Below are 24,137 nucleotides of genomic sequence, written 5' to 3'. Positions count from 1 at the left end.
TTGTGTTTCTCGTGTTCCATTTGTCTATCCAATCCTGAATTCAGGAGGACTGTCCGGAAACACCGGGTCACCCCAGGCGCCACAACCGGCGTTTCCCGAAAATCTCCGCTTTTACGTGACGACGGATGCGTGCAGCGCGCCCCGCGACGGCTGCTTCCGTTCCACCACAATACGCGTTTGATCAGGTTATCCACAGGGCGCTGACGGGTGCCGATCTGGGGCATGGAATGTCAGTGGCTGCCCGTAACGTTTGTCTCATGAAGTCCTCATACAGTGAGCAGCTAGAACGCCTGGTTCGTCACTTCGACGCCATCCGGGAGACCCAGGCGGACGCCGCCCGGGTCGACGCCCACCTGCCCGAACAGGTCGATCAGGCCCGCCGGTTCGCCGAAGCCCTGGCCCGCGACGCGGCCCAGGCAACCAAAGACAAGGCCAGGGAGGGACCCCGGCCGGGGGGGGTACACAACCACCGGGTTTCGACCGGCTCAGCCATCGGCCGGCTCAGCCAGCACCGCGGCTCAGCGCGTGGTCACGGTTCCACCGAGAGAGGCGACCGCCCGCAGCAGTCGGGGACCCTCGGCGACCCAGGCCACGAGCATCACGACCAGGGATGCGGCGAAGATCCAGAATCCGGTCCAGCCGTCGTCGCTCTGCGCCGCGTACATGTGGTTCAGGTTGCGCAGGGCACCGGTGGCGAACACCAGCGTGACGTGGATCACGATGAATGCAAGGAAAAAGACCATCACGCCCACGTGCACGGCCCTGGTCGGGCGCAGCGGGATCAGTTCTCCAAGCCGGCGCGACGTGCAGAGCGGTGACAGACGGATGCCCGAGGCCAAGGCGAGCGGCGCGGCCACGAACACGATGCTGAAGTAGCTCAGAGTTTGTAGCGCGTTGTAGTTCACCCAGCCGTCGGTGATCGGCCAGTCCAGCGAGGCGTACTGGAGGGCGGCCGAGAGCGCATTCGGAATGATGTCCCAGCTGACCGGCACGATGCGCACCCACTGACCGGTGACGAACAGCAGCACGTAGAAGACGATCCCGTTGAGTACCCAAAGGGCATCCACCGCGAGGTGCAGCCAGAGGTTGATACCCAACCGGCGGGGGGCACGTCGGGTTCGAAAAAGGCCGGTGTTGCGCCGGGTCCAGAACATGCTCGGGCGCCCGGCCGTGCGGATCTGCCAACCCGAACGCACGATGAAGAGCAGGAAGAAAACATTCAGGCCGTGCTGCCAAGCCAGCCACGCGGGGAAGCCGACGGGGGCCCACGACGGCAGCGGCGAGGCCCCCGGGAAGTCGACCAGGAACTCCTGCGCCATCGGCAGGGAACGGATGCCCCGGGCGGCGAGCACGACGGCGACCAGCAGGATGATCGCCAGCGGGATTGCCCAGACCAGATTGAACCAGAGGTTCCGGGCGTGCGGCATGGTGAGGCTTTCTAGTCAGACGAATCAAAGAGGATGTCGGCACATGCTCAGCGGGGCTCTGCCATCATCGGCCATTCTGCGCCAGCGGTGCGCTTGGTGCACAAAGCAACGACATCTGGTACCGACGAGAACAGCCGCCTCCAAGCATCCGGTCAGTGGCTGTTCCCCGGTCGGTACGGGTCAGTCGAACCAGAGGGCCAGTTCGCGGTCGGCCGACTCGGGCGAGTCGGAGCCGTGCACGAGGTTCTGCTGCTCCTTGGTGCCCCAGTCTCGGCCGAAGTCGCCGCGGATGGTGCCGGGAGCCGCGGTGGTCGGGTCGGTTGTGCCGGCCAGGGAGCGGAAGCCCTCGATCACGCGTTCGCCGGCGATGCGCAGCACGAGGATCGGACCGCTTTCCATGAACTCCACGAGAGGTTCGAAGAACGGCTTGCCCTGGTGCTCGGCGTAATGCTCGGCCAGCAGGGACCTGTCGGCCTGCACGAGCTTCGCGTCGACGAGGGAGTACCCCTTCTGCTCAATGCGACGCAGGATCTCGCCGGAGAGGTTGCGGGCAACGCCATCCGGTTTGACCAATACGAGAGTTTCCTGGACCTGGGTGCTCATGAGTTCTCCTTCTCGTTGTTCTCGTTGTTGGGAAAGTTCTGGTTCTGGTTGTCGATCCGGGAGCCGGCGATCATGCAGTACGCCCACATGGCGGCGAACATGCCGCCGACGAAGAACATGGCCGGGTTGAGGAAGCCGGCGGCCACCATGATCAGCTGGAGGATCCAGCCGACCACGTAGGCCCACTCGTAACGGAGCAGCGCGAGCACGGCGACCATGGCCAGCCCCAGCACGGCTCCCCCACCGAGGGCGAGCCACGGCGGCAACGCCTGCAGACCGAAGATCACCAGGGCGGCGAGGGCAACCACGATGACCTCGAAGCCGAGCACGATCGTCGCGAGCGTGCGCTTCACCGAGCGGGGAGCGGACGTCATTTCGCCAGCCATTCCCGTGCGTCGGCCAGAATGATGGCTTCGCCGACGAGGGTGATCGACCCGGTCACGATCACAGCCCGCTTGGGCGACTCGAGAGCCCAGTCCCTGGCGGAGTCGAGGGCCTGCGCGAGGTCGTCGAACCGGACGGTTGTCTCCTCGCTGCCGAGGTCGGCGATCAGGTCGGCGAGGTCGTCGACGCCGATCGCGCGCTCGGACTGCGACTGTGTGACGTGAAACCGCACCACCTTGGACTGCAGCGCGGTGATGATGCCGGTCGCATCCTTGTCGGTGAGGATGCCCACCACGGCCACAATCTCGTCGAAGTCGAAGTAGTCGGCCAGTGCAGTGCTGAGGGCGGCCGCTCCGTGCGGGTTGTGCGCGGCATCCACCAGGACGGTCGGTGCGATTCCGATCAGTTGCAGGCGTCCGGGCGAGGTGACCTGCGCAAGGCCCTCCTCGACCAGGTCCTGCGAGAGCGCCGTGGTGCCGGCCCCGAGGAAGGACTCGACGGCGGCGATCGCGACGGCCGCGTTCTGCGCCTGGTGCGTGCCGTACAGCGGCAGGAACAGGTCCGAGTAGGTGCCGGCGAGGCCGCGCACCGAGATGAGCTGCCCGCCCACGGCGACCTGGTTTTTGAGCAGGGCGAAATCCTCGCCCTCACTGGCCAGGGTCGACTCGGTCAGCTCGGCGGCCCGCTCGAGTTCGGCCTGCGCCGCCTCGCCCTGCCGGGCGGAGACCACGGCGGCGGACGGCTTGATGATGCCGGCCTTGGTGCGGGCGATCTCGGCGATCGTGTTGCCGAGGCGGAGCGTGTGGTCGAGGGCGATGGGCGTGAACACGGCCACCTGCCCGTCGGCGACGTTGGTGGAATCCCACTCGCCGCCCATGCCGACCTCGATCACGGCGACGTCGACGGGGGCGTCGGCGAAGCAGGCGAAGGCCAGCACGGTGAGCGCCTCGAAGAAGGTGAGCACGTCGTCGCCTGCCGCCTCGAGCTCCGCGTCGACCATGGCCAGGAAGGGTTCGATGTCGGCCCAGTTCGCGGCCAGGGCCTCATCGGTGATGAACTCCCCGTCGATCACGATGCGCTCGTTGAGCCGCACCAGGTGCGGGCTCGTCATCAGTCCGGTGCGCAGCCCGTAGGCGCGCACGATGCTCTCGGTGATGCGGCTCGTGCTTGTCTTGCCGTTGGTGCCGGTGATATGGATCACCGGGTAGACGGTCTGAGGGTCACCCAGCAGTTCGAGCGCCCGACGGGTCGGGGCCAGACGCGGCTTCGGCGCACCCTCGCCCACGCGGGCGAGGAGGGCGGCGAAGACGGCGTCCCCGGCCTCACGGCCGGCGTCGGAGGACTGGCGCGGCCTCTTCGATCCGGGCTTCTTCGATCCGGGCTTCTTGGGTTCAGACATGGACGAGTCCGTTCTCTCGGGCGACGGCGACCAGGACGGTCCCCCGGTTGGCATAGTGACCAGCCTCGTAAAGCACGTAGTGCTCGACGGGGAAGCCGACCAGGCTCTGCAGCCATTCGGACGGCAGGCCGTGCGCCAGGCTGTCATCGGACACCTCGGTGGCCACATGGGTGGCGAACCGGAGGGTCAGGGTCTCCGCGGCGACGTCGACGTCGACGTCGGCCGCAAGGGCGAAGGTCGCGGCGTCTTCGGCGGAGTAGAAGACGAGGTCGAGACGGATGCGGTCGCTCACTTCGAATCCGGCCGACTTGCGGGTGTCCTGCACGGCGCGGACCAGGTCGCGGGCGAAGCCCTCCGCCTCGAGTTCCGGGGTGGTCTGCGTCTCCAGCAGCACGAAACCGCCGCCCGCCAGGAGCGCCAGAGCCGGGGCATCCGCCGCCGTGTCGTCAGCGACGGCGGAACCGTCGGCCGGACCGGTCTGCAGCACGAGTTCGTACTCCCCAGCGGCGAGCGGGGTACCGCCGGCGGTGACGACGCCGTCGGTTTCGCTCCAGTCGCCGGCGCGGGCGGCCTTGATGACCTGCTGCACCTGCTTGCCGAGTCGCGGGCCGGCTGCCCGGGCGTTCACGGTGAGCCGGGAGGTGATGCCGTAGGCGCTCGCGCTGTCGTCGGCCAGTTCGACCAAACGCACGCTCTTCACATTCAGCTCGTCGCGCAGGATGCCCTCGAACGGGGCCAGGGCCGCCGTGTCGGCGGTGACCACGGTCAGGGTGGCCAGCGGCAGACGCACGCGCAGCCCGGACTGCTTGCGCAGTGACAACACGGTGGAGCTGATGGTGCGCACCTGGTCCATCGCGGTGACGAGAACGGCATCGGCCGGGAACAATTCGGCGTCGGGCCAATCGGTCAGGTGCACGCTGCGACCGCCGGTGAGGCCCTGCCAGATACGCTCGGTGACGAGCGGGAGCATCGGGGCGGCCACCCGCGTCACCGTTTCGAGCACGGTGTAGAGCGTGTCGAAGGCCTCGTTTGCGGTGGATGAGACCGTCGAGACCGAGACAGAGGCCCCGGCGCCGGCCCAGAACCGGTCGCGCGAGCGGCGAACGTACCAGTTGGTGAGCACGTCGGCGAAGTCCCGGATTCGAGCGGTCGCCTGGGTGCTGTCGAGGTTCTCGAGGTCGGCAGTGACCTCCACGATCAGATCGCGGGTCTTGGCCAGCAGGTAGCGGTCGAGCACGTCGGTCGAGTCGGTGCGCCAGGTGGCGTCGTAGCCGTTCTCGCCGGACGCGTTGGCGTAGAGGGAGAAGAAGTACCAGGTGCTCCAGAGCGGGAGCATAACCTGGCGGGTACCCTCGCGGATGCCCTCCTCGGTGACGATCAGGTTGCCACCGCGCAGCACGGAGGAGCTCATCAGGAACCAGCGCATGGCATCCGAGCCGTCCCGGTCGAACACCTCGTTCACGTCGGGATAGTTGCGCAGCGACTTGGACATCTTCTGGCCGTCGTTGCCGAGCACGATGCCGTGGCTGACCACGTTCTTGAAGGCCGGACGGTCGAACAGGGCGGTGGAGAGCGTGTGCAGCATGTAGAACCAGCCGCGGGTCTGGCCGATGTACTCCACGATGAAGTCGGCCGGGTTGTGGCTGTCGAACCAGTCGGCGTTCTCGAACGGGTAGTGCACCTGCGCGAACGGCATCGAGCCGGAGTCGAACCAGACGTCGAGCACATCCGTGATGCGCCGCATGGTGGACCGCCCGGTGGGGTCGTCAGGGTTGGGTCGGGTGAGCGCGTCGATATAGGGGCGGTGAAGGTCGGTGGGGCGCACGCCGAAGTCCGCCTCGAGCTCGTCGAGCGAGCCGTAGACGTCGACGCGCGGATAGTCGGGGTTGTCGCTCTTCCAGACCGGGATGGGCGAACCCCAGTACCGGTTGCGGCTGATCGACCAGTCGCGGGCGTTGCCGATCCACTTGCCGAACTGGCCGTCCTTGACGTTCTCCGGCACCCAATTGATCTCCTGGTTCAGGTCCACCAGACGGTCGCGGAAGTCCGTGACGCGCACGAACCAGCTCGACACGGCCTTGTAGATCAGCGGGTTGCGGCAGCGCCAGCAGTGCGGGTAGGAGTGCTCGTAGCTGGCCTGGCGCAGCAGGCGCCCCTCATTCTTGATCAGCTGGGTGAGCGGCTTGTTCGCGTCGCTCCAGAGCTGGCCGGCGACCTCGGGCACGTCGGAGAGGAACTTGCCGCCCGCATCGAGGGAGATGATCACCGGGATGCCGGCGGCCACGGAGATCTTCTGGTCCTCCTCGCCGTAGGCGGGCGCCTGGTGCACGATGCCGGTTCCGTCGGCGGTGGTGACGTAGTCGGCCACGACGACGGTCCAGGCGTTCTCGGTGCCCCAGACCGCGGTGTCGGCGTAGTAGTCGAAGAGGCGGTCGTAGCTGACGCCCTCCAGGGCGCTGCCGAGCACCGTGCGGGAGATCGCCGCGGTCGCCTCTGCCGCCGAGTCGTAGCCGAGGTCCTTGGCGTAGTTGCCGACCAGGTCGATCGCGATCAGGTATTCGGCGCCGAAAACCTCGGTGGTTGCGACGGATGCCGCGGCATCCGCCCCGGAAACGGCCTCCCGCAGCACGGTGGCGTCCGGGGTGCCGTTCGGCCCGGCCGGCACGACGGCATAGACGATCTCGGGGCCCACGGCGAGCGCCAGGTTCGTCGGGAGGGTCCAGGGGGTGGTCGTCCAGGCCAGGGCGCGCACGGCGGTCAGCCCGAGGGCTTCGGCCTTGGCGCCGACCAGCGGGAAGGTGACCGTGACGGTCTGGTCCTGGCGCATCTTGTAGACGTCGTCGTCCATGCGCAGTTCGTGGTTGGACAGCGGTGTCTGGTCGCGCCAACAGTACGGCAGCACCCGGTAGCCCTCGTAGGCCAGGCCCTTGTCGTGCAGGCGCTTGAAGGCCCAGATCACGGACTCCATGAAGGTGATGTCGAGCGTCTTGTAGTCGTTCTCGAAGTCGACCCAGCGCGCCTGGCGGGTGACGTACTCCTCCCACACCTTGGTGTACTTGAGCACGGAGCTGCGGGCGACGGCGTTGAAGGCCCCGATGCCCATCTTCTCGATCTCGCTCTTGTCGGTGATGCCGAGCTCGCGTTCGGCTTCGAGCTCGGCCGGCAAGCCGTGCGTGTCCCAGCCGAACCGGCGGTGCACTTGCTTGCCGCGCATGGTCTGGAAGCGCGGGAAGAGGTCCTTCGCGTACCCGGTCAGCAGGTGGCCGTAGTGCGGCAGCCCGTTGGCGAACGGCGGGCCGTCATAGAAGACCCACTCGGGGGCATCCGCACGGTTGTCCATCGACGCCTGGAAGGTGCCGTCGGCTTTCCAGAACGCGAGCACGTCGGTTTCGATCTGGGGAAAGTTCGGTGAGGGCACGATTCCGCCGGGTTGGGCGGGAGAAGCGGACTGCTGGCCTTTGGGGTACGTCATGTCTCTCCTGGACGAGTCGGGCAGGTTCTGTCATTCACAGATCTGCCCCTGTTCCACGAGGACGCCGACTCCGAACGGGATTCGTCGCGGTACCACCTCGCTTGTCTCCCGGAGCCGAGGCTTCGGAAAACCGCTTGTTCTGAGGCTGTGACGGGCCCGACCCGTTCGGTTCTACTGAGAACCGCCGCGAGGGTGGTTGCCGTTCTTCCGAAGACTCACCGGTGATAGCCGGATCACAGTCATACCCGGCAAGTCTACCCTGCGCCTACCCCCGGGTGTACAGCGCGCGGTGCCCGCACACGTCTGCTCACGGAACAGCTCGGCGAACGCTTCCTCGAGCATCGCCCGCGAGGATCCGCGGGGTCGGCCGGCCCGCCAGGGTTCCTGATCGGGCATGCAGCACCGGTGTTCTACGATGGTCCTCAATCATTTTATTTGTGGATCCCGTCCAACACGTGCACAAGGCCCCCAATCGTACGGGTCCAGCAGGTGCACACTCGGCCCATCGGGCGCCGCGGAAAGAGACTCATTATGCACACTTCGGGGTATACCCATCGCGCAGCGCGCACCCTGACCGGGCTGGTCGGCCTCGCCGCCACCGGCATCCTGCTCACCGGCTGCGCCACCGCTGAGTCCCCCGAAGCCACCCGGCCTCTCACCGGCGGCACGTTGACCTACGCATCCGGCGACGCCGAGCCCACCTGCCTGGACCCGCACGTGGGCGGCAACTACCCGCAGGCCCTGGTCAGCACGCAGTACCTTGAATCGCTTGTGTCCCGCGACGCGGACGGTGAGATCATCCCCTGGCTGGCAGATTCGTGGACCGAGAGCGCCGACGGGCTGGCCTGGGACTTCACGCTCCCCGCCGACGTGAGCTTCACCGACGGCACCCCGCTCGACGCCGCCGCCGTGCAGGCGAATATCGCGCACATCCAAGACCCGGAAACGGCCTCGTCGACCGGCTACCTCGCTCTGGGGAAGGTCACCGGCACCGAGGTGGTCTCCACCAACGTTGTGCGCCTTACGCTCAGCGAACCCGACAGCGCCCTGCTCGAATCCCTGTCACAGCCGTGGCTGGCGATCGAATCGCCCACCGCGCTGGCCCGGAGCCAGGACGAGAACTGCGCCTCCCCGGTCGGCACCGGCCCCTTCCAGGTCGAGAAGTGGGTACAGCAGGAATCGATCACCCTGGTGCGGAACGAGAAGTACAGCTCCCCGCCCGCGGATGCCGCGCACACCGGGCCTGCCTACCTCGACTCCATCGTCTGGCGCTTCATCCCCGACTCCGCGTCCCGCTACGCGGCTCTGCAGTCCGGCGACGCCGACGTGATCGACAACGCCCAGCCCGACACCATCGTGCAGGCCGAGAAGAGCGACACCATCGTGCACCTCGACGCCCCGCGCCCGGGTGCCTCGAACCGGATCGAACTGAACTCCGGCCGCGCGCCCTTCAACGACCCGCTCGTGCGGGAGGCGTTCATCCGCTCGGCGAATGTCGACGACGCCGTCACCAGCCTCTTCCGGGGCACGGCCGAGCGCTCCTACTCCGCCCTCTCCAGCGTCGAACCCCTCGCCGTGTCGGGCCCGGACCTGTTCGCGTACGACCCCGAGGCCGCCTCGGACCTCCTCGATTCCGCCGGCTGGACCGAGCGTGATTCCAACGGTTACCGGGTGAAAGACGGCGAGCGCCTCACGGTCGACTTCCCGGTGAGTACGAACCAGTCCATTCCGGCGGAGCAGTCCCTGTTCGAGCAGATCCAGGCCACCGCGAAGAAGACCGGCTTCGAGGTTGTGCTCAGCCCGATGGACCTCTCCAGTTGGTACACCGCGCTGGGCGAGAACGACTACGACGCCGTCAGCGCGCCGTACACGAAGGTCGGACCCGACGTTCTGCGCATCCTCTTCCACTCCGACGGGATCACCCCGGCACCCAGCGGCTACTTCGCCAACCACGCCCAGGTGAACGACCCGGCCATCGACGCCCTACTCACCCAGGCCGGCCAGGTGACGGATGCCGATGAACGCGCCGCCCTCTACGCCGACGCGCAGAACCAGGTGCTCGCGGGCTTCTACATCCTGCCGCTCTTCGACCAGCAGAACCACTACCTGCTCGGCACCGATGTGGTGGGCGCGCGGGCGTTGCCGACCGTGTCGACGCCCACGTTCTACGATGCGTGGCTGAAGTAGCACGGGCAGCCCGGGTCGTCCTGGCCCGCCTGGGAGGGGCGGTGCTGGTGCTCTGGATGGTGGCCACGCTCACCTTTTTCGCCATCCGTCTGATCCCCGGAGACCCGGCCGAGGCCATCCTGGGTGGCCCCGGCTCGCAGACCTCCCCGGAGGCGCTCGCCGCGGTGCGGGCGGAATACGGGCTCGACCAGCCCGTGCTCGTGCAGTACCTGGCACAGTTGGCTCGCCTGGCCACCGGGGATCTTGGCCGCTCCTACTCACTGAACCAGGACGTCGCCCCGCTCCTGGTCGGCCAGCTCGGCGGCACCCTGCTGCTGGCCGTGCTCGCCCTCGCTGTGGCCTGGCTCCTCGCCCTCGGGCTGGCCACCTGGTCGACCCGCGGCGGGCGCGTCGCCTGGTACCTGGGCTCCGGTCTGGAGATCGTGGCTGCCGCGCTCCCTCACTTCTGGCTCGCGACGGCGCTGATCGTGCTGTTCAGCGTCTGGCTGGGCTGGCTGCCGCCGATCAGTACCTCCGGGGTTTCCGGGCTGGTGCTGCCGGTGCTCACCCTCGCCGTGCCGCTGGCCGGGTTCCTTGGCCAGATCATGCGGGAGTCCCTGTTCACCGCGCTGGAATCCCCATTCGTGCTCTCCGCCCGCGCCCGGGGCGAGAGCGAACGCGGGGTGCGCTGGGTGCACGTGATACGGCACGCGTCACTGCCGGCGATCAGCCTCTCCGGCTGGGCATTCGGCTCCCTGATCAGCGGGGCAGTGGTGGTCGAGACCATCTTCGCCCGGCCGGGCCTCGGCCGCACGCTTCTGAACGCGGTGACCGTGCGCGACGTGCCGGTCGTGGTTGGCGCTGTGCTGATCGTGGCTGTCGGGTACATCCTGATGACCCTGTTCACCGATTTGGCCCAGCGCATCGCCGACCCGAGGCTGCGGGCACGATGAGCGACCTCGAGATCCAGGCCGGGCTGGGCCGGTCGCCGCGCACCGGCGCGCCCCAGTCGCCGCGCGCGCCCCGCACGCGCCGGTTCGGCGTGGCCGAGGTCCTGGCGGGCCTGTTCGCGCTGTTCCTGGTCACGGCGGCACTGTTCCCCGCGCTCGTAGCGCCCGGCGACCCGCTCGGGATCGACCCGCTGTCCGCGTTTCAGACCCCCTCACCCGCGCACTGGTTCGGCACCGACGAGTCCGGCCGGGACATCTATACCCGGGTCAGCCACGGCACCGGCAGCTCCCTGCTGATCGGCACCCTTGCCACCGTGATCGGCCTCGGCCTGGGCCTCGTGCTCGGCACCCTGGCCGGTATGCTCGGCCCGGTCGTGGACTTCACCGTGAACCGGTTCCTCGAGGTGCTGTTCGCGTTCCCCGGCCTGCTGCTGGCCCTGCTCTTCATCCTGATCTTCGGGCCGGGCGTTGCCACGGCGACCATCGCCGTGGGCCTGGCGACCGCTCCCGGCTACGCCCGCATCATCCGCGGCCAGCTCTTGTCGGTGCGGTCATCGGCCTTCGTCGAGGCGGCGACCGTGCTCGGGCGCAGCCCCGTCCAGATCCTGATGCGCCACATCCTGCCGAACACGCTCGCGCCGCTGTTCGTGCTCGGCACACTCGGCATCGGTCAGGCCATCGTCTGGGCGTCGGCGCTGAGCTACCTCGGCCTGGGCGCGGCGCCGCCCGCCGCGGAGTGGGGCGCGATGCTCTCCGCCGGGCGCACCTACATCGGCTCGGCCTGGTGGATGAGCTTCTTCCCCGGGCTGTTCATCGTGCTGACGGCGGTGTCGGCCACGGCGCTCGGTCGCGGCATCGAGCGACGGGTGAGGCGCGCGTGAGTGACGAGAGCGGCGTGGGCGCCTCGGTGGGCGCGCCAGGCGAGGGTGACGGCGGGGTTACCCCGGCCGTGCGGGTGCAGAACCTCGTCGTGGGCTTCGGACCGCAAAATGATACCGACCCGGTGCTGAACGGCGTCTCGTTCGAGGTGGCCCCCGGGGAATGCCTGGCCCTGGTGGGAGAGTCAGGCTCGGGCAAGAGCGTCACCGCGCGCAGCCTGCTCGGCTTGGCCGGCGACAACGCCTGGGTGCGCGCCGACGAGCTGAGCCTCGCAGGCTCCGACGTGCGCGGACTCTCCGAGCAGAGCTGGCGCCGGCGGCGCGGCCGCGACGTGGGCCTGGTGCTGCAGGATGCCCTGGTGTCGCTGGACCCGCTGCGCCCGGTGGGCCGGGAGATCGCCGACTCGCTGCGACTGCACACCCGCCTCGGTGCCGCGGCGCGCCACGCCCGGGTGCTCGAGGTGCTGGCCCGGGTGGGCCTGTCCGACGCCGGCAACTCTGTGCGGAAGCGCTCGGGCGAACTCTCCGGCGGCCAGCGCCAGCGCGCCCTGATCGCGGCCGCGATCGCCCTGGACCCGCCACTGCTGATCGCCGACGAGCCCACGACGGCGCTCGACGTCACGGTGCAGGCACAAATCCTGGAGCTGCTGGCGGGTCTGAAACGCGCCGGCACCAGCATCCTGCTGATCAGCCACGACCTGGCCGTCGTCGGCCGCATCGCCGACCGGATCGCTGTGCTGAGCGAGGGACGGATCGTGGAACAGGGACCGGCGCACGCGATTCTGACCCGGCCGGAGCATCCGGTCACCCGGCAGATGCTCGCCGCGATCCCGGTCGACAAGCCGCGCGGGCTGCGCCTCAGCCCGCGGGCCGCGGCCCCGGTGTCGCCCGCCGCCGCGCCCTTTCTCGCTCTCTCAGATCGTGCCGACCCTGTCGCTCCCCGCAACACGGTGCTGGAGGCCACCGGCCTGGTCAAGCGCTTCACCCGGCCCGACGGCACCGAGCAGCTCGCGGTCGACGGGGTCTCGTTCCGGCTCGAACACGGCACGACGCTCGGCATCGTCGGCGAGTCCGGCTCCGGCAAAACCACGACGGCCCGCCTCGCGCTGGCGCTGACCCGGCCGGACGCCGGCGAGGTGCGGGTGCTCGGGCAGCCGTTCAGCGCCGCCTCGGAGAAGGAACGCCGGCTCCTGCGGCCCCGGCTTGGTGCGGTCTATCAGGATGCGCTCAGCTCCTTCGACCCGCGGCTGAGCGTCGAGCAGGTGCTCCGGGACGCGGTCGGCGGTGGGCGCACCGGGCGCGGCGCGGCATCCGCCTCGGCTGCCACTGCGGCCACTGCGGCCACTGCCTCGGCTGCCGACCGGCTGCGCGTGCTGGCGCTGCTCGACGCGGTGGGTCTGCCGCAGGGGCTGCTTGGCCGGCGGCCGCTGTCCCTCTCCGGCGGGCAGCGGCAGCGGGTGAGCATCGCCCGGGCGCTGGCGTCGGGGCCGCAGATCCTGATCTGCGACGAGCCCGTGTCGTCCCTCGACGTGACCGTGCAGGCCCAGGTGCTCGACCTCCTCGACGAGCTGCAGCGGGACCTGGGCCTCAGCCTGCTGTTCATCTCACACGACCTCGGGGTGATCCAGCACGTCAGCGACCAGGTCGCCGTAATGCTGGACGGCCGTATCGTCGAAACCGGCGCAACGGCCCGGGTCTTCGCCGTGCCGGAGCATCCGTACACGCAGGCCCTGCTCGGCGCGGTCCCCCGGATCGGGTTCTGACCCTGGAGCAACTCCGTACCGAACGAATTCGACGGAGATTTTGCCCGAAACGCCTTGTTGGGCCCGAAAACCGGCTCCCAGAGCAAAATCTCCGTCGAATTGGTTAGACCACCGCCTGATACGGGGGGCTCACCCTCCTAGTTGACGTGCAGCACCACCGGCGGCTCGGCCTCGCCGCGCCATGCCCCGATGCCCTCCTTGATCGCGAACCCGGCGATCACGAGGGCGGCGAGCGAGTCCGCCCAGGCCCAGCCGAGGAGCGCGTTGGCCGCCAGCCCGAGCAGCATCGACCCGGACAGCCACGCGCAGAGCAGCAGCTGCCGGGCGTCTGCGATCACGCTGGCACTGCCGAGCTCCGCGCCGGTCCGGCGCTCCATGCCTGCCACCCCGGGCATGATCACGAGGCTGAGGCACGCGATGACGATGCCCAGCGGGATGGGCGCGGCCTCGACGACGCCGACGAAGCTCAGGCCGGCGGCCAGGATCACGTACCCGGCGAGGGTGAAGAACGCGATCGCGATGGCGCGGAGGGCCGGTTTCTGCCAGCGCTCAGGATCGCGACGGGAGAACTGCCACGCGATGACCGCGGCGGAGAGCACCTCGATGACGGAGTCCAGGCCGAAGGCGATCAGGGCGGTCGAGGATGCCGCGGCGCCCGCCACGATCGAGGCGACGGCCTCGAGCACGTTGTAGCCGATCGTGAAACCCACGATCCAGCGCACCGTGCGGCGCAGCACCGTGCGACGGGCCTCGGACAGTGTTCCCGGGTCATCCATGGCACCCCTTCCCGCTCCAATCCTGCCACTCACGGCGAGGCCCGGCCGGGCGCTGTAGGCGCTCCGGCAGCCTGGTGACGGCCGGAGTCGGCGGACGACGGGGCATCCGGTAAGTTGGGTAAGGCCCAATACTCAGGCACTTCACCAACGACACGGTGCCGCACAGATCGAATCGGAGAAACATGACCGCCGCCAACGTTCCGGAAAAACCGGCCCTTGAAGGCCTCGAAACCAAGTGGGGCGGCTCGTGGGAAGAGGCCGGCACCTACCGTTTCGACCGTGACTCGGCCACGCGGGAGAGTATCTTCTCCATCGATACCCCGCCGCCGACCGCTTCCGGCTCCCTGCACATCGGCCACGTCTTCTCTTACACCCACACGGATGTCATCGCCCGCTTCCAGCGGATGCACGGCAAGAGCGTCTTCTACCCGATGGGCTGGGACGACAACGGCCTGCCCACCGAGCGGCGCGTGCAAAACTACTACGGCGTGCGCTGCGATCCGTCGCTGCCCTACGCCACCGAATTCACCGCCCCGTTCGAGGGCGGAGACGGCAAAAGCACCAAAGCCGCCGACCAGCTGCCGATCAGCCGCCGCAACTTCATCGAGCTGTGCGAGCGCCTCACCATCGAGGACGAGAAGCAGTTCGAGGCCGTTTGGCGCATGCTGGGCCTGAGCGTCGACTGGACCCAGACCTACCGCACGATCGGCAATGACTCCCTGGTCACCTCCCAGTCCGCCTTCATCGGCAACGTCGAGCGCGGCGAGGCCTACCAGGCCATGGCCCCCACCCTCTGGGACGTCACCTTCCGCACCGCGGTCGCCCAGGCCGAGCTCGAAGACAAGGAGATGCCGGCGTTCTACCACCGGGTCGCCTTCGCCAAGCCCGATGGCGGCGCCATCGAGATCGAGACCACCCGCCCGGAACTGCTGCCGGCCTGTGTGGCGCTCGTGGCGCATCCGGACGACGAGCGCTACCAGGCGCTGTTCGGCACGACCGTGCGCACCCCCCTCTTCGACGTGGAAGTGCCGATCCTGGCCCACCACCTCGCGCAGAAGGACAAGGGCAGTGGCATCGCCATGATCTGCACGTTCGGCGACGTCACCGATGTGATCTGGTGGCGTGAACTCGACCTGCCGAACCGCGCCATCATGGGCTTTGACGGCCGCATCATCGCCGAGGCGCCCGAGGCGATCACAAGCGAGGCCGGACAGGCCGCGTACGCGCAGCTAGCCGGCAAGACCGTCTTCTCCGCCAAGGCAGCCGTGGTCGACTTGCTCCGCATCGGCGGCGACCTGATCGGCGAGCCCCGCGCGATCGTGCACCCGGTCAAGTTCTTCGAGAAGGGCGACAAACCGCTCGAGATCGTGTCGACCCGTCAGTGGTATATCCGCAACGGCGCTCGGGACGAGAAGCTGCGCGCCCGCCTGTTCACGCACGGTACCGACCTGCAGTGGCACCCGGAGTTCATGCGCGTGCGCTACGAGAACTGGGTCAACGGCCTCACCGGCGACTGGCTCGTCTCCCGCCAGCGCTTCTTCGGCGTTCCGCTGCCGATCTGGTACCCGCTGGATGCCGACGCGAACCCGCTCTTCGGCCAGCCCATCGTCGCCACCCGCGAGATGCTCCCGGTCGACCCGTCCTCCGACACCGCCCCGGGCTTTGCCGCCGAGCAGCGCGGCCAGGCGAACGGCTTCGTCGGCGAGGTCGACGTGATGGACACCTGGGCGACCTCCTCCCTGACCCCGCAGCTTGCGGGCGGCTGGGAGCGCGACCCCGCACTGTTCGATCTCGTCTACCCGTACTCGCTGCGCCCGCAGGGCCAGGACATCATCCGCACCTGGCTGTTCTCCACCCTGCTGCGCTCCGAGCTGGAACACGGCGTCTCGCCGTGGCAGCACGCAGCCCTGTCCGGCTTCATCGTCGACCCCGACCGTAAGAAGATGTCCAAGTCCAAGGGCAATGTGGTCACCCCGGCAGACATGCTCGAGCAGCACGGTTCGGATGCCGTGCGCTACTGGGCCGCGTCGTCGCGCCTCGGCACCGACGCCGCCTTCGACCCCAAGAACCCGACCCAGATCAAAATCGGCCGTCGCCTGGCGATCAAGATCCTGAACGCGTCAAAGTTCATCCTTGCCTTCGACGGCGCCGCCGACGCCCCCGTGACCGAGCCGCTCGACCAGAGCATGCTCGCTCGGCTCAGCGTCGTCGTCGGCCACGCCACCGCCGCGATCGAGGGCTACGACCACGCGCGTGCGCTGGAACTCACCGAGAGCTTCTTCTGGACGTTCTGCGACGACTACCTCGAACTGGTCAAAGAGCGCGCGTACGGCGAAGCGGGAGCCGGCCAGGCTTCGGCCGTCGCCGCCCTGCGCACCGCCCTGGCCACCCAGCTGCGCCTCTTCGCCCCGTTCGTGCCGTTCGCGACCGAGGAAGCCTGGTCCTGGTCCAACGAGGGGTCCATCCACCGTACCCCCTGGCCCGTTCAGACCGAGCTCGGCGGAGGGCAGGGCGGCAACGTGGCCCTGCTGGACCTGTCCAGCCGGGCGCTCACCGGCATCCGCCGCGCGAAAACGGATGCCAAGGCATCCCAGAAATCCGCCGTTGTTTCTGCTGTAATTAGCGGTACGGCTGCAGAGATTGCCCTGCTCAGGCAGGCTGCAGCCGATCTGAGGGCCGTTGGCCGCATCTCGGAGTTGGTTTTTATTGAGGGCAGCGAATTGGCTGTCACTGACATCGTGCTCGCCACGGTGCTGGAGAACTAGGAGAACCGAATGTCAATCAAGGTACGCGCGCTCGGCGACAAGGACTTCTTCTCATGGCTGGGACTCTTCGAGGGCTACAGCGAGTTCTACAAGAGCGAACTGACTGATCAGAAAGCGCTCCAGGTCTGGAGCTGGATCATCGACAAGAACGAGTCTCTCGCCGGTGCCGTGGCTGTCGACGACGACGGCGAGTTCGTCGGCTTCGCCCATTACCGCGAGGTCCCGAGCACCCTGACCGCCACTCGCGGACTGTTCCTGGACGACCTGTTCGTGACGCCGGACTCCCGCAGCACGGGCGTCGGCCGGGCCCTGATCGAGTTCGCCAAGGAGTACGCCGCGGCGGACCGTCTCACGACCGTGCAGTGGCTGACCGCCGCCGACAACGAGACCGCGCAGCGCCTGTACGACGATGTGGCCACCCGCATGGACTGGGTCACCTACGAGATCGAGCTGTAAGTGAAAATGGGAACCCGCTGGCCTCTGGGTCACCCGGCGCCGGCCGGGCTGCCCCATGTGGTGGAGATCGCCATCCGTGCGGTCGAAGAGGACCTCACCGCGCCGGCGGGGGACTCCAGCGCCTGGCTCTGGACACTGACCTGGCTCGAGGGCAACCCCGTGCTCGAGCTCGACGACGGCACGATCATCCGCTATGACCCGGGCGAGGACAGTGCCACGATCACGCAGCCGTCGATCGTGCTCGACGACGAGGACGACTGGATCTAACCTCTGCTGACCGGCATCCCGGTACTCCGCGGGGCTGAGTGACCTCCACGACGGCTCCTGGGTGAACCAATTCGACGGAGATTGTGGCGGAAACGAAGGTTTCGGCGAGTCTGGGGCCGATTTGGGCAGAATCTCCGTCGAATTCGTTCAGCCGGCGGCGCTGCTGTTTCCGCGGGGCCACTCCGCACCCCGTGGTCGTGCGTCAGCGTGAGAGTCGGTCGACGCCCGCTGCCTCCGATGACAGGGACTGCTCCCAGCGGAACAGGGCGGCGACCCCCAGGCCGCCGGCGATGCTGACCGCCGCGAGGGCGGCGTCCCCCGGCGTTGCCGCGGCGCGACACTGCTGCAGCAGCCTCAGCACCAGCAGGGCTCCGCTGGCGCCGAACGGATGCCCGAGGGCGAGCGCTCCGCCCTCGCGGTTGGCGTGCTCCTCCGCAACGCCGAGCAGATCGAGGGATGCAAGCACCTGCGCCGCGAACGCCTCGTTGAACTCGATCCGAGCCAGGTCGGCCCCGGTCAGGCCCTGCCGGAGCAGCACGAGGCGCGCGGCCTCGGCGCCGGCGATGCCGAGGAAGTTCGGGTCCGTGCCGGTGACCGCGGCGTCGACGAAGGATAACCAGCCGGTCAGTCCGAGTTCGCGTGCCCGCCGGCGGCTGGTGACCAGGACCACGACGGCGCCATCGGCATCCGCGCAGGAGTTGCCGGCGGTGACCGTTCCTCCCGGCCGGAAGACCGGCGCGAACCGGGCCAGCAGGGCCTCAGTCAGACCCGGGCGGGGACCCTCGTCGACGAAGACCGGGCCGGCCTCTGTCTGCAGCGGCACGATCTCGGGGGCCGGCACGGCGGCAGCCGTGGCGGCCAGCCGGTGACTGCGGAGGGCGAAGGCGTCCTGCCGCTGCCGGGAGATGCCGTAGCGGTCGGCCACGTTCTCGGCGGCGACGCCCATGTCGGGGTCGCCGACCGAATCGGGGGCGAAACGCACGCGATCGAAGAAGTCCGGCTGCCCGGCGCTCGAGGTGAGCCGGTGCGCGCGCAGCGGGGCCGTGCTGCAACTCTCGACTCCCCCGGCAAGGTAGAGGTCGCCGGCGCCGGCGGCAACCAACCGGCAGGCCAGCACGATGGCCTCAAGGCCGGAGCCGCACTGCCGGTCGATCGTGAGGCCGGGGACGGAATCCGGCAGACCGGCCGTCAGCGCGGCGAGGCGGGCAACATTGCCGCCGCCGCCCGCCGCGTTGCCGATGATGACGTCGTCGATGGCAGCCGGGGACACCCCGCCGCCGGACACCACGGCGTTCAGCACGGGGGCCAGCAGGTCTTCGGCACGGGTGTGCGCGAACACCCCGTTGCGGCGGCCGAAGGCGGTGCGGCGGGCAAGAACGATCACGGGTTCCCGGGCAGCGTCGGTTGGCGGGCCGGCGGGCGAATCGACGGTGTCGGCGCTGGGAGCAGCTGAGCCGTCGGCACCGACCGCATCCGGCCGGACTGGGTCAGCGGAGCGGGCGCACATGACGGTCACCCTCCTCGATCCAGCGGCGCAGCATCACCCGGCTGAGTTTACCGGCCGAGGTGAGCGGCAGTTCCGCCAGGGCGTAGTAGGCGCGGGGCCGGTGGGGCGCGGCGAGCAGAGCCGCGACGTGCGACCGGATGCGCACGGCATCCGTCTCGGAGCCCGCGATCACGGCGGCCACCACGCGGGTTCCGCGAACGGGGTCCGGCAGACCGGTGACGACGGCCGCCTCCACGCCGGGAAGGCCGCGCAAAGCCGCTTCGACCTGCTGCGGGTAGACGTTGTGCCCGGACGTGACGATGAGGTCGGCGCGGCGGCCGAGGTGGTGCAGCACGGCAGCCGGGTCGAGGAAGCCGATGTCGCCGACCGTGCACCAGTCGACCTCGCGGCGGAACGCCTCGCCGTCGTCGCCCCAGGCGTACCCGCCGCCCACCAGAAGGCTGCGCACGAATATGGTGCCCGGGGTGCCGGTCGGCAGGGCGCGTCCCGCGTCGTCCTGGATGCGCACCTCCACGCCGGGCAGAGCCCGCCCGACGGCGGTCGCCGAGATCGGCGACACCTCGCCGGGACGCAGCACGGATGCCGTCACGAAGCTCAGTTCGGCCGCCCCGTAGTACTCGAACACGCTGGCGTCCGGCGCCCAGAGGCGCAGCATCGACAGGGTTCCCGGGTCGAGTTTGGCCCCCGCACTCACGATGCTGGTGAGCCCCCTGCCGGTGGGTGGCCTGCCGTCCGTGCCGACGGACAGCGCGTGCGCGGCGATCACACGGAGCACGGTCGGCGCCGCCACGATCCGGGTGATCTGCTCGACAGTGACACAGGCGACAGCGTCGGCGGCGGAGAAGCGGGGCAGAGCGAAGAAGGCGGAGCCGGTGTGCAGCGATTCGGCGAAAGCGTAGAGGCTGAGGCTGGCAGAGAGCGGGCCGGGCGCCAGTGTGCGGTCGTGCCGAGTCAGGCCGAAGAACTCGGTGCCCAGCGCGAACGAGCGCTGCCAGGAGGCTCGGCTGCGCGTGAATGCCTTGGGCACGGAGGTCGTGCCGGAGGTGAACCCGTAGAGGAAGTCCCTGTCGGGTGGACCGTCGCGCAGCTCCGTGCCGAGCAGGGGCGCGCCGGCGGCGACCCGTCCGTCCAACCTGGCGATCCTCGCCAGGCGTTCCTCGACCACCCTGCGCTGCGCCTCCGGCCAGTCAGGGTTGAGAATCGCAGAGCAGCGGCCGTCGGAGACGCCCGCGGCGAAGGCAACGGCGAACGCGGTGCCGTGGGGCAGGCAGACGCTGGAGATCCGGGGCGTCGCGGGCAGGATCGCCGCCGCCGCATCGCGGAGTTCGGCGAAGCTGATTCGGTCGGCGCCGACCGCGACGGCGGTGGCGTCGGGCTGAACCTGGGCCCAGTGTTGGAGTCGGTCGAGGAACGGCACGGGCTACTTCCTGGCGACGATCTCGCCGTGTGGGATACCGCACCAGCCATCGGGGTCGCCGGCCCACTGCAGCCACGCGGCCTGCATCATTCGAAGGTCGGCGAGGTCGGCCGCGCCCACCTCGATGGCGTGTGCCGCGAAGTCGGACTCGATCACCCGCTCGGCCCAGGATCGCCCCCACCACTCGCGTTCGACATCCGAGGCGAAGCACCAAAGGGATGCCGAACTCGCCACGTTGGTGAACCCGGCGTTGCGCGCCCAGGCTTTGAGAGCGCGCCCGGCGTCGGGGTCGCCGCCGTTCCAGTACTGCACGTCGCGGAAGGCGCTCTCCCACAGCTGCAGGCCCTGAAGCTTCGGGTAGTACATCACTCCCCCGGAATCGACGTCGCGGGCGGCGAGGATCCCGCCCGGTCTCAGCACGCGCCGGAACTCCCGCAGCGCGGCGACGGGGTTGGCGAGGTGCTGGAGCACCTGGTGCGCGTGCACGATGTCGAAGCTCGCGTCGGCGAAGCCGAGCGCGTAGGCGTCACCCACCCGGAACGACACGTTCCGCACCCCCTCATCGAAGGCCAGCCCGGCTGCGCGCCGCACAATCTGCTCCGACGCATCGATGCCGGTGACCTGACCGGGATACAGCCGGCGTGCCAGGTCGACCGTGACTGTGCCCGGACCGCAGCCCACGTCGAGCAGGGTCAGCCCGGCATCCAGGTGCGGAATCAGGTAGGCCGCCGAGTTGGCCACCGTGCGCCAGGTATGCGAGCGCAGCACGCTCTCGTGATGCCCGTGCGTGTACTGCTCCCGGGGCGCGGTCTCGGGGCGTGCCGGCTCGTCGATCATGAATCGATCCTAGGCGTGCGGGGGAATACTCCGACAGACGAAATGTGGATGAGACAGGGTGAAGGAATGAACCCCTTCGCCAGCATCAGCACGCTTCCGTTCGAGCTGCCCCCGTTCGCGCTGATTGCGGAAGAGCACTATCGGCCGGCGTTCCTGGACGGTATGTCCGAGCAGTTGGCCGAGATTGCGGCGATCTGCGCGAGCGCGGATGCCCCCACCTTCGACAACACGATGGTTCCGCTCAAGCGCAGCGGACCGTTGCTGACCCGGGTGGCCGAGGTGTTCTTCAACCGGAGTTCGTCGGACTCCAGCGACTTCACCAACGCCCTCGAGGAGGAATTGGCCCCGCTCCTCGCGGCGCACGCGGACGCCATCCGTCTGGACCCTGGCCTGTTCACCCGGATCGCCGCTCTGCAGGAGCAGCGGGACCGGTTGGACCTGGAGCCGGAGGAGCGCTACCTGATCGAGCGGTACTTCACCGAGTTCACGCTCGCGGGCGCGGGCCTCGGCGACGACGACAAGGCCCGGCTGCGTGACTACAATAAGCGGCTCTCCACGGTCACCACCCGGTTCGAGAAGAACCTGCTCGCCGACACCATCGATCTGGCACTCGTGCTCGACGACGTGAGCGAGCTGGATGGCCTCACCCCAGGTCAGATCTCCGCCGCGGCCGAGGCCGCCCACGAGCGCGGCCTGACCGGCCGTTACGTGATCACTCTGGTGCTGCCTACCTCGCACCCCTACTTGGCACAGCTGACGAACCGGGGTGTGCGGGAGCGGCTGCTGGCCGCCTCACGGTCCCGGGGCATCCGTGGCGGGCTTTTCGACAACCGCGCCCTCGTGCTGGAGATCTCGCGGCTGCGCGCCGAGGGGGCCCGGCTGCTCGGATTCGACAGCCACGCGGCCGGCGTGACCGCGGACCAGACGGCGAAGACCCCGGAGGCGGTCGCCGACATGCTCGGGCGCCTCGCGCCGGCGGCAGCCCGGAATGCGCGCGTCGAGCAGGCCGACCTGCAGGTGCAGATCGATGCAGACGGCGGGGACTTCGAGCTCGCCGCCTGGGACTGGGCCTTCTACACGGAGAGGGTGCGGCGAGTCCGCTACGACGTGGACACCGCGGCCATGCGCCCCTACTTCGAGTTGCCGTCAGGTTGATGCCGTGCGCGCCGACGACCGATCCGACCGCGGTCGCCAGACCGGAGCCGACCAGGATCGCGCAGGGCAGAGGCTGGTAGCCGAACGTCGATGATCGCGGCCACGACCATGGTCGCCGGCACCATCCACGCGCGCGCCAGCTTGAACACGGCGAGCCAGACCAGAACAACCAGCACCGCGAGCAGCGGCTGCTGCACGGCTGCCGTCACCGGGGCCGGGCAGATCGGGAACAGGATGCCGACAAGCATCGCACTGGCGATCGGCTTCGGGATACAGCACGCCGTCGATGCCGACCAGCAGGCAGAGCGCCAACAGGCCGGATGCCGCCTGCGAATCGGTCGCACCCACGGCCTGCAGCCCGGCGATGACGACCACGAATGAACCGGCGAATCCGGTGACCGCCGCAACAACGCCGACGAAGGCGGGCTGGTACACGGCGGCCCCCGGGCTCAGTTCGTTCGGGTGCCGAAGCGGGGTGAGGCCGGACGCTGAACCTAGGCGGACTTGTCGACGCGACGGGCCTTGTGCAGCACGATCGTGGGCTCGGCGTTATCGAGCACGGCGGCCCGGGTGACCACAACGCGCGCCACCTCGGAGCTCGACGGCACCTCGAACATGATCGGTCCGAGCACCTCTTCCATGATCGCTCGCAGGCCGCGCGCACCGGTCTTGCGCAGGACCGCGAGGTCGGCGATGGCCTCCAGCGCCGGCTGTTCGAATTCGAGCTCGACGCCGTCGAGCTGGAACATGCGCTGGTACTGCCGCACGAGGGCGTTCTTCGGGACAGTTAAAATCTGCATCAGGGCCACCTGGTCGAGCTGGGTGACGGTGGTGACCACGGGCAGACGGCCGATGAACTCGGGGATCAGGCCGAATTTGTGCAGGTCTTCGGGGAGCACCTCACTGAACAGGTTGACGTCGTCGCCCTTGCTGTGAAGCGGAGCGCCGAACCCGATGCCCTTCTTGCCGGCCCGCGTCGAAATGATGTCATCCAGGCCCGCGAACGCGCCGGCCACGATGAACAGCACATTCGTGGTGTCGATCTGAATGAATTCCTGGTGCGGATGCTTGCGCCCACCCTGCGGCGGAACCGAGGCCACAGTGCCCTCGAGAATCTTCAACAGGGCCTGCTGCACACCCTCGCCGGACACGTCGCGGGTGATCGAGGGATTCTCGGCCTTGCGCGCGATCTTGTCGATCTCGTCGATGTAGATGATGCCGGTCTCGGCGCGCTTGACGTCGTAGTCGGCGGCCTGGATCAGCTTGAGGAGGATGTTCTCCACGTCTTCACCGACATAGCCGGCCTCGGTGAGGGCCGTCGCATCCGCCACGGCGAAGGGAACGTTGAGGCGTTTTGCCAGCGTCTGGGCGAGGTAGGTCTTGCCGCAGCCGGTAGGGCCGATCAACAGAATGTTGGACTTGGCGATCTCCACGTCGTCGTGGATGGCGTCGGCGGCGGTGAGGGTGGAGCGGGAGCGTACGCGCTTGTAATGGTTGTAGACGGCAACGGCGAGGGCGCGCTTGGCGGCTTCCTGCCCGATGACGTATTCCTCGAGGAAGCCGAAGATCTCCTTCGGCTTGGGCAATTCGAATTCGCCGGCACCGTCTTCAGCGGTGGCTTCGGCCAAACGCTCCTCGATGATCTCGTTGCACAACTCGACGCACTCGTCACAGATGTAGACACCGGGGCCCGCAATGAGCTGCTGCACCTGCTTCTGGCTCTTTCCGCAGAAAGAGCACTTCAACAGGTCAGCGCTTTCGCCTATTCGGGCCATCCGTCAGCCTCCTCCATTGATAACTGCATCGAGCCTAGCCTGTGCCTGTGCGGCACGGGTGCAGGCTGACCGCATCTGGCGAATAACGTTCAGGCACCGTTGTGCCCGAACTCTCCGATATGCGAAACGCGACGGATGCC

General features: G+C 68.6%; 21 protein-coding genes. 9 read left to right on the top strand and 12 right to left on the bottom strand.

Annotation, left to right across the window (positions count from 1 at the left end):
- Window positions 1-281: 281 nt before the first annotated feature.
- The 6 genes from CXY82_RS07170 to ileS all read right to left on the bottom strand — a co-directional run bounded on the left by CXY82_RS07170 (window position 282) and on the right by ileS (window position 7,285).
- On the bottom strand, window positions 282-470 hold the full coding sequence (locus tag CXY82_RS07170) for a hypothetical protein (protein ID WP_104170307.1): 189 nt from the start codon (window positions 468-470) through the stop codon (window positions 282-284).
- A gap of 48 nt (window positions 471-518) precedes the next feature.
- The gene (locus CXY82_RS07165) at window positions 519-1,427 is read right to left on the bottom strand and encodes a cytochrome b/b6 domain-containing protein (RefSeq protein WP_104170306.1); all 909 of its coding nucleotides are present in this window, start codon (window positions 1,425-1,427) and stop codon (window positions 519-521) included.
- 180 nt (window positions 1,428-1,607) lie between these two features.
- Window positions 1,608-2,030: a nucleoside-diphosphate kinase gene (gene ndk, locus CXY82_RS07160; RefSeq protein WP_104103399.1), complete on the bottom strand. Its 423-nt coding sequence runs from the start codon at window positions 2,028-2,030 to the stop codon at window positions 1,608-1,610.
- Entirely contained in the window at window positions 2,027-2,404 is a 378-nt protein-coding gene (locus tag CXY82_RS07155) for a DUF4233 domain-containing protein (RefSeq protein WP_158252073.1), read from the bottom strand. Before CXY82_RS07155 ends, ndk begins: the two co-directional genes overlap by 4 nt.
- The gene (locus tag CXY82_RS07150; RefSeq protein ID WP_104170304.1) at window positions 2,401-3,813 is read right to left on the bottom strand and encodes a folylpolyglutamate synthase/dihydrofolate synthase family protein; all 1,413 of its coding nucleotides are present in this window, start codon (window positions 3,811-3,813) and stop codon (window positions 2,401-2,403) included. The genes CXY82_RS07155 and CXY82_RS07150 overlap by 4 nt, the downstream gene beginning before the upstream one ends.
- Window positions 3,806-7,285 (bottom strand): isoleucine--tRNA ligase, encoded by a 3,480-nt coding sequence (gene ileS, locus CXY82_RS07145; protein WP_104170303.1) that lies wholly within the window; start codon window positions 7,283-7,285, stop codon window positions 3,806-3,808. The genes CXY82_RS07150 and ileS overlap by 8 nt, the downstream gene beginning before the upstream one ends.
- A 531-nt stretch (window positions 7,286-7,816) precedes the next feature.
- Here ileS and CXY82_RS07135 point away from each other — a divergent pair.
- Genes CXY82_RS07135 through CXY82_RS07120 form a run of 4 tightly spaced genes read left to right on the top strand, consistent with a single transcriptional unit; the run spans window position 7,817 to window position 13,042 of the window.
- The gene (locus tag CXY82_RS07135; RefSeq protein WP_104170301.1) at window positions 7,817-9,472 is read left to right on the top strand and encodes an ABC transporter substrate-binding protein; all 1,656 of its coding nucleotides are present in this window, start codon (window positions 7,817-7,819) and stop codon (window positions 9,470-9,472) included.
- Window positions 9,460-10,404 carry an ABC transporter permease gene (locus CXY82_RS07130; protein WP_255408576.1) on the top strand — a complete coding sequence of 315 codons (945 nt, stop codon included), beginning with the start codon at window positions 9,460-9,462 and terminating at the stop codon, window positions 10,402-10,404. Before CXY82_RS07135 ends, CXY82_RS07130 begins: the two co-directional genes overlap by 13 nt.
- Window positions 10,401-11,282: an ABC transporter permease gene (locus CXY82_RS07125; RefSeq protein WP_104170300.1), complete on the top strand. Its 882-nt coding sequence runs from the start codon at window positions 10,401-10,403 to the stop codon at window positions 11,280-11,282. The genes CXY82_RS07130 and CXY82_RS07125 overlap by 4 nt, the downstream gene beginning before the upstream one ends.
- Window positions 11,279-13,042, top strand: coding sequence for an ABC transporter ATP-binding protein (locus CXY82_RS07120; protein WP_233199240.1), 1,764 nt, complete (start codon window positions 11,279-11,281; stop codon window positions 13,040-13,042). The genes CXY82_RS07125 and CXY82_RS07120 overlap by 4 nt, the downstream gene beginning before the upstream one ends.
- A gap of 137 nt (window positions 13,043-13,179) precedes the next feature.
- On the opposite strand, the gene CXY82_RS07115 is transcribed toward CXY82_RS07120, so the two are convergent.
- Complete coding sequence (locus CXY82_RS07115) at window positions 13,180-13,818, bottom strand: cation transporter (protein ID WP_104170298.1); 639 nt, start codon at window positions 13,816-13,818, stop codon at window positions 13,180-13,182.
- Between the two features lie 182 nt (window positions 13,819-14,000).
- On the opposite strand from CXY82_RS07115, the gene valS reads away from it, so the two are divergent.
- The 3 genes from valS to CXY82_RS07100 are packed head-to-tail and all read left to right on the top strand — an operon-like array spanning window position 14,001 to window position 17,306.
- Window positions 14,001-16,583, top strand: coding sequence for a valine--tRNA ligase (gene valS, locus CXY82_RS07110; protein WP_104170297.1), 2,583 nt, complete (start codon window positions 14,001-14,003; stop codon window positions 16,581-16,583).
- Between the two features lie 9 nt (window positions 16,584-16,592).
- Entirely contained in the window at window positions 16,593-17,039 is a 447-nt protein-coding gene (locus CXY82_RS07105; RefSeq protein WP_104170296.1) for a GNAT family N-acetyltransferase, read from the top strand.
- A gap of 6 nt (window positions 17,040-17,045) precedes the next feature.
- A complete protein-coding gene (locus CXY82_RS07100) occupies window positions 17,046-17,306 on the top strand; it encodes a hypothetical protein (protein WP_233194196.1) in 261 nt (86 codons plus the stop codon).
- A 202-nt stretch (window positions 17,307-17,508) separates the two neighbouring features.
- Here CXY82_RS07100 and CXY82_RS07095 read toward each other — a convergent pair whose 3' ends face one another.
- Genes CXY82_RS07095 through CXY82_RS07085 form a run of 3 tightly spaced genes read right to left on the bottom strand, consistent with a single transcriptional unit; the run spans window position 17,509 to window position 21,067 of the window.
- Window positions 17,509-18,813: a thiolase family protein gene (locus tag CXY82_RS07095; protein WP_104170294.1), complete on the bottom strand. Its 1,305-nt coding sequence runs from the start codon at window positions 18,811-18,813 to the stop codon at window positions 17,509-17,511.
- Window positions 18,794-20,230: a class I adenylate-forming enzyme family protein gene (locus tag CXY82_RS07090; protein WP_104170293.1), complete on the bottom strand. Its 1,437-nt coding sequence runs from the start codon at window positions 20,228-20,230 to the stop codon at window positions 18,794-18,796. The genes CXY82_RS07095 and CXY82_RS07090 overlap by 20 nt, the downstream gene beginning before the upstream one ends.
- Before the next feature lie 3 nt (window positions 20,231-20,233).
- Entirely contained in the window at window positions 20,234-21,067 is an 834-nt protein-coding gene (locus CXY82_RS07085) for a class I SAM-dependent methyltransferase (protein ID WP_104170292.1), read from the bottom strand.
- Between the two features lie 66 nt (window positions 21,068-21,133).
- On the opposite strand from CXY82_RS07085, the gene CXY82_RS07080 reads away from it, so the two are divergent.
- Window positions 21,134-22,222, top strand: coding sequence for a M3 family metallopeptidase (locus CXY82_RS07080; protein WP_104170291.1), 1,089 nt, complete (start codon window positions 21,134-21,136; stop codon window positions 22,220-22,222).
- Here CXY82_RS07080 and CXY82_RS18545 read toward each other — a convergent pair.
- Window positions 22,198-22,470, bottom strand: coding sequence for a hypothetical protein (locus CXY82_RS18545; RefSeq protein WP_369828395.1), 273 nt, complete (start codon window positions 22,468-22,470; stop codon window positions 22,198-22,200). The genes CXY82_RS07080 and CXY82_RS18545 overlap by 25 nt on opposite strands.
- Here CXY82_RS18545 and CXY82_RS18540 point away from each other — a divergent pair.
- Window positions 22,457-22,603: a hypothetical protein gene (locus CXY82_RS18540; RefSeq protein ID WP_370443686.1), complete on the top strand. Its 147-nt coding sequence runs from the start codon at window positions 22,457-22,459 to the stop codon at window positions 22,601-22,603. The two genes, CXY82_RS18545 and CXY82_RS18540, sit on opposite strands and share 14 nt — an antisense overlap.
- 113 nt (window positions 22,604-22,716) lie before the next feature.
- On the opposite strand, the gene clpX is transcribed toward CXY82_RS18540, so the two are convergent.
- Window positions 22,717-23,997 carry an ATP-dependent Clp protease ATP-binding subunit ClpX gene (clpX, locus tag CXY82_RS07070; RefSeq protein WP_104170289.1) on the bottom strand — a complete coding sequence of 427 codons (1,281 nt, stop codon included), beginning with the start codon at window positions 23,995-23,997 and terminating at the stop codon, window positions 22,717-22,719.
- Window positions 23,998-24,137: the final 140 nt, after the last annotated feature.

The organism is Cryobacterium sp. M23, from assembly GCF_002929655.1.
GTDB lineage: Bacteria > Actinomycetota > Actinomycetes > Actinomycetales > Microbacteriaceae > Cryobacterium > Cryobacterium sandaracinum.
This window is presented reverse-complemented; position numbering and strand designations above follow the sequence as displayed.

Coding starts and splice junctions, on each gene's coding strand:
- CXY82_RS07165 (WP_104170306.1), bottom strand. CDS start 1,427: ATGCCGCACGCCCGGAACCTCTGGTTCAATCTGGTCTGGGCAATCCCG.
- CXY82_RS18545 (WP_369828395.1), bottom strand. CDS start 22,470: ATGCTTGTCGGCATCCTGTTCCCGATCTGCCCGGCCCCGGTGACGGCA.
- CXY82_RS07115 (WP_104170298.1), bottom strand. CDS start 13,818: ATGGATGACCCGGGAACACTGTCCGAGGCCCGTCGCACGGTGCTGCGC.
- CXY82_RS07100 (WP_233194196.1), top strand. CDS start 17,046: ATGGGAACCCGCTGGCCTCTGGGTCACCCGGCGCCGGCCGGGCTGCCC.
- CXY82_RS07080 (WP_104170291.1), top strand. CDS start 21,134: ATGAACCCCTTCGCCAGCATCAGCACGCTTCCGTTCGAGCTGCCCCCG.
- ndk (WP_104103399.1), bottom strand. CDS start 2,030: ATGAGCACCCAGGTCCAGGAAACTCTCGTATTGGTCAAACCGGATGGC.
- clpX (WP_104170289.1), bottom strand. CDS start 23,997: ATGGCCCGAATAGGCGAAAGCGCTGACCTGTTGAAGTGCTCTTTCTGC.
- CXY82_RS07155 (WP_158252073.1), bottom strand. CDS start 2,404: ATGACGTCCGCTCCCCGCTCGGTGAAGCGCACGCTCGCGACGATCGTG.
- CXY82_RS07105 (WP_104170296.1), top strand. CDS start 16,593: ATGTCAATCAAGGTACGCGCGCTCGGCGACAAGGACTTCTTCTCATGG.
- CXY82_RS07095 (WP_104170294.1), bottom strand. CDS start 18,813: ATGTGCGCCCGCTCCGCTGACCCAGTCCGGCCGGATGCGGTCGGTGCC.
- CXY82_RS07150 (WP_104170304.1), bottom strand. CDS start 3,813: ATGTCTGAACCCAAGAAGCCCGGATCGAAGAAGCCCGGATCGAAGAGG.
- CXY82_RS07135 (WP_104170301.1), top strand. CDS start 7,817: ATGCACACTTCGGGGTATACCCATCGCGCAGCGCGCACCCTGACCGGG.
- valS (WP_104170297.1), top strand. CDS start 14,001: ATGACCGCCGCCAACGTTCCGGAAAAACCGGCCCTTGAAGGCCTCGAA.
- ileS (WP_104170303.1), bottom strand. CDS start 7,285: ATGACGTACCCCAAAGGCCAGCAGTCCGCTTCTCCCGCCCAACCCGGC.
- CXY82_RS07085 (WP_104170292.1), bottom strand. CDS start 21,067: ATGATCGACGAGCCGGCACGCCCCGAGACCGCGCCCCGGGAGCAGTAC.
- CXY82_RS07125 (WP_104170300.1), top strand. CDS start 10,401: ATGAGCGACCTCGAGATCCAGGCCGGGCTGGGCCGGTCGCCGCGCACC.
- CXY82_RS18540 (WP_370443686.1), top strand. CDS start 22,457: ATGCCGACAAGCATCGCACTGGCGATCGGCTTCGGGATACAGCACGCC.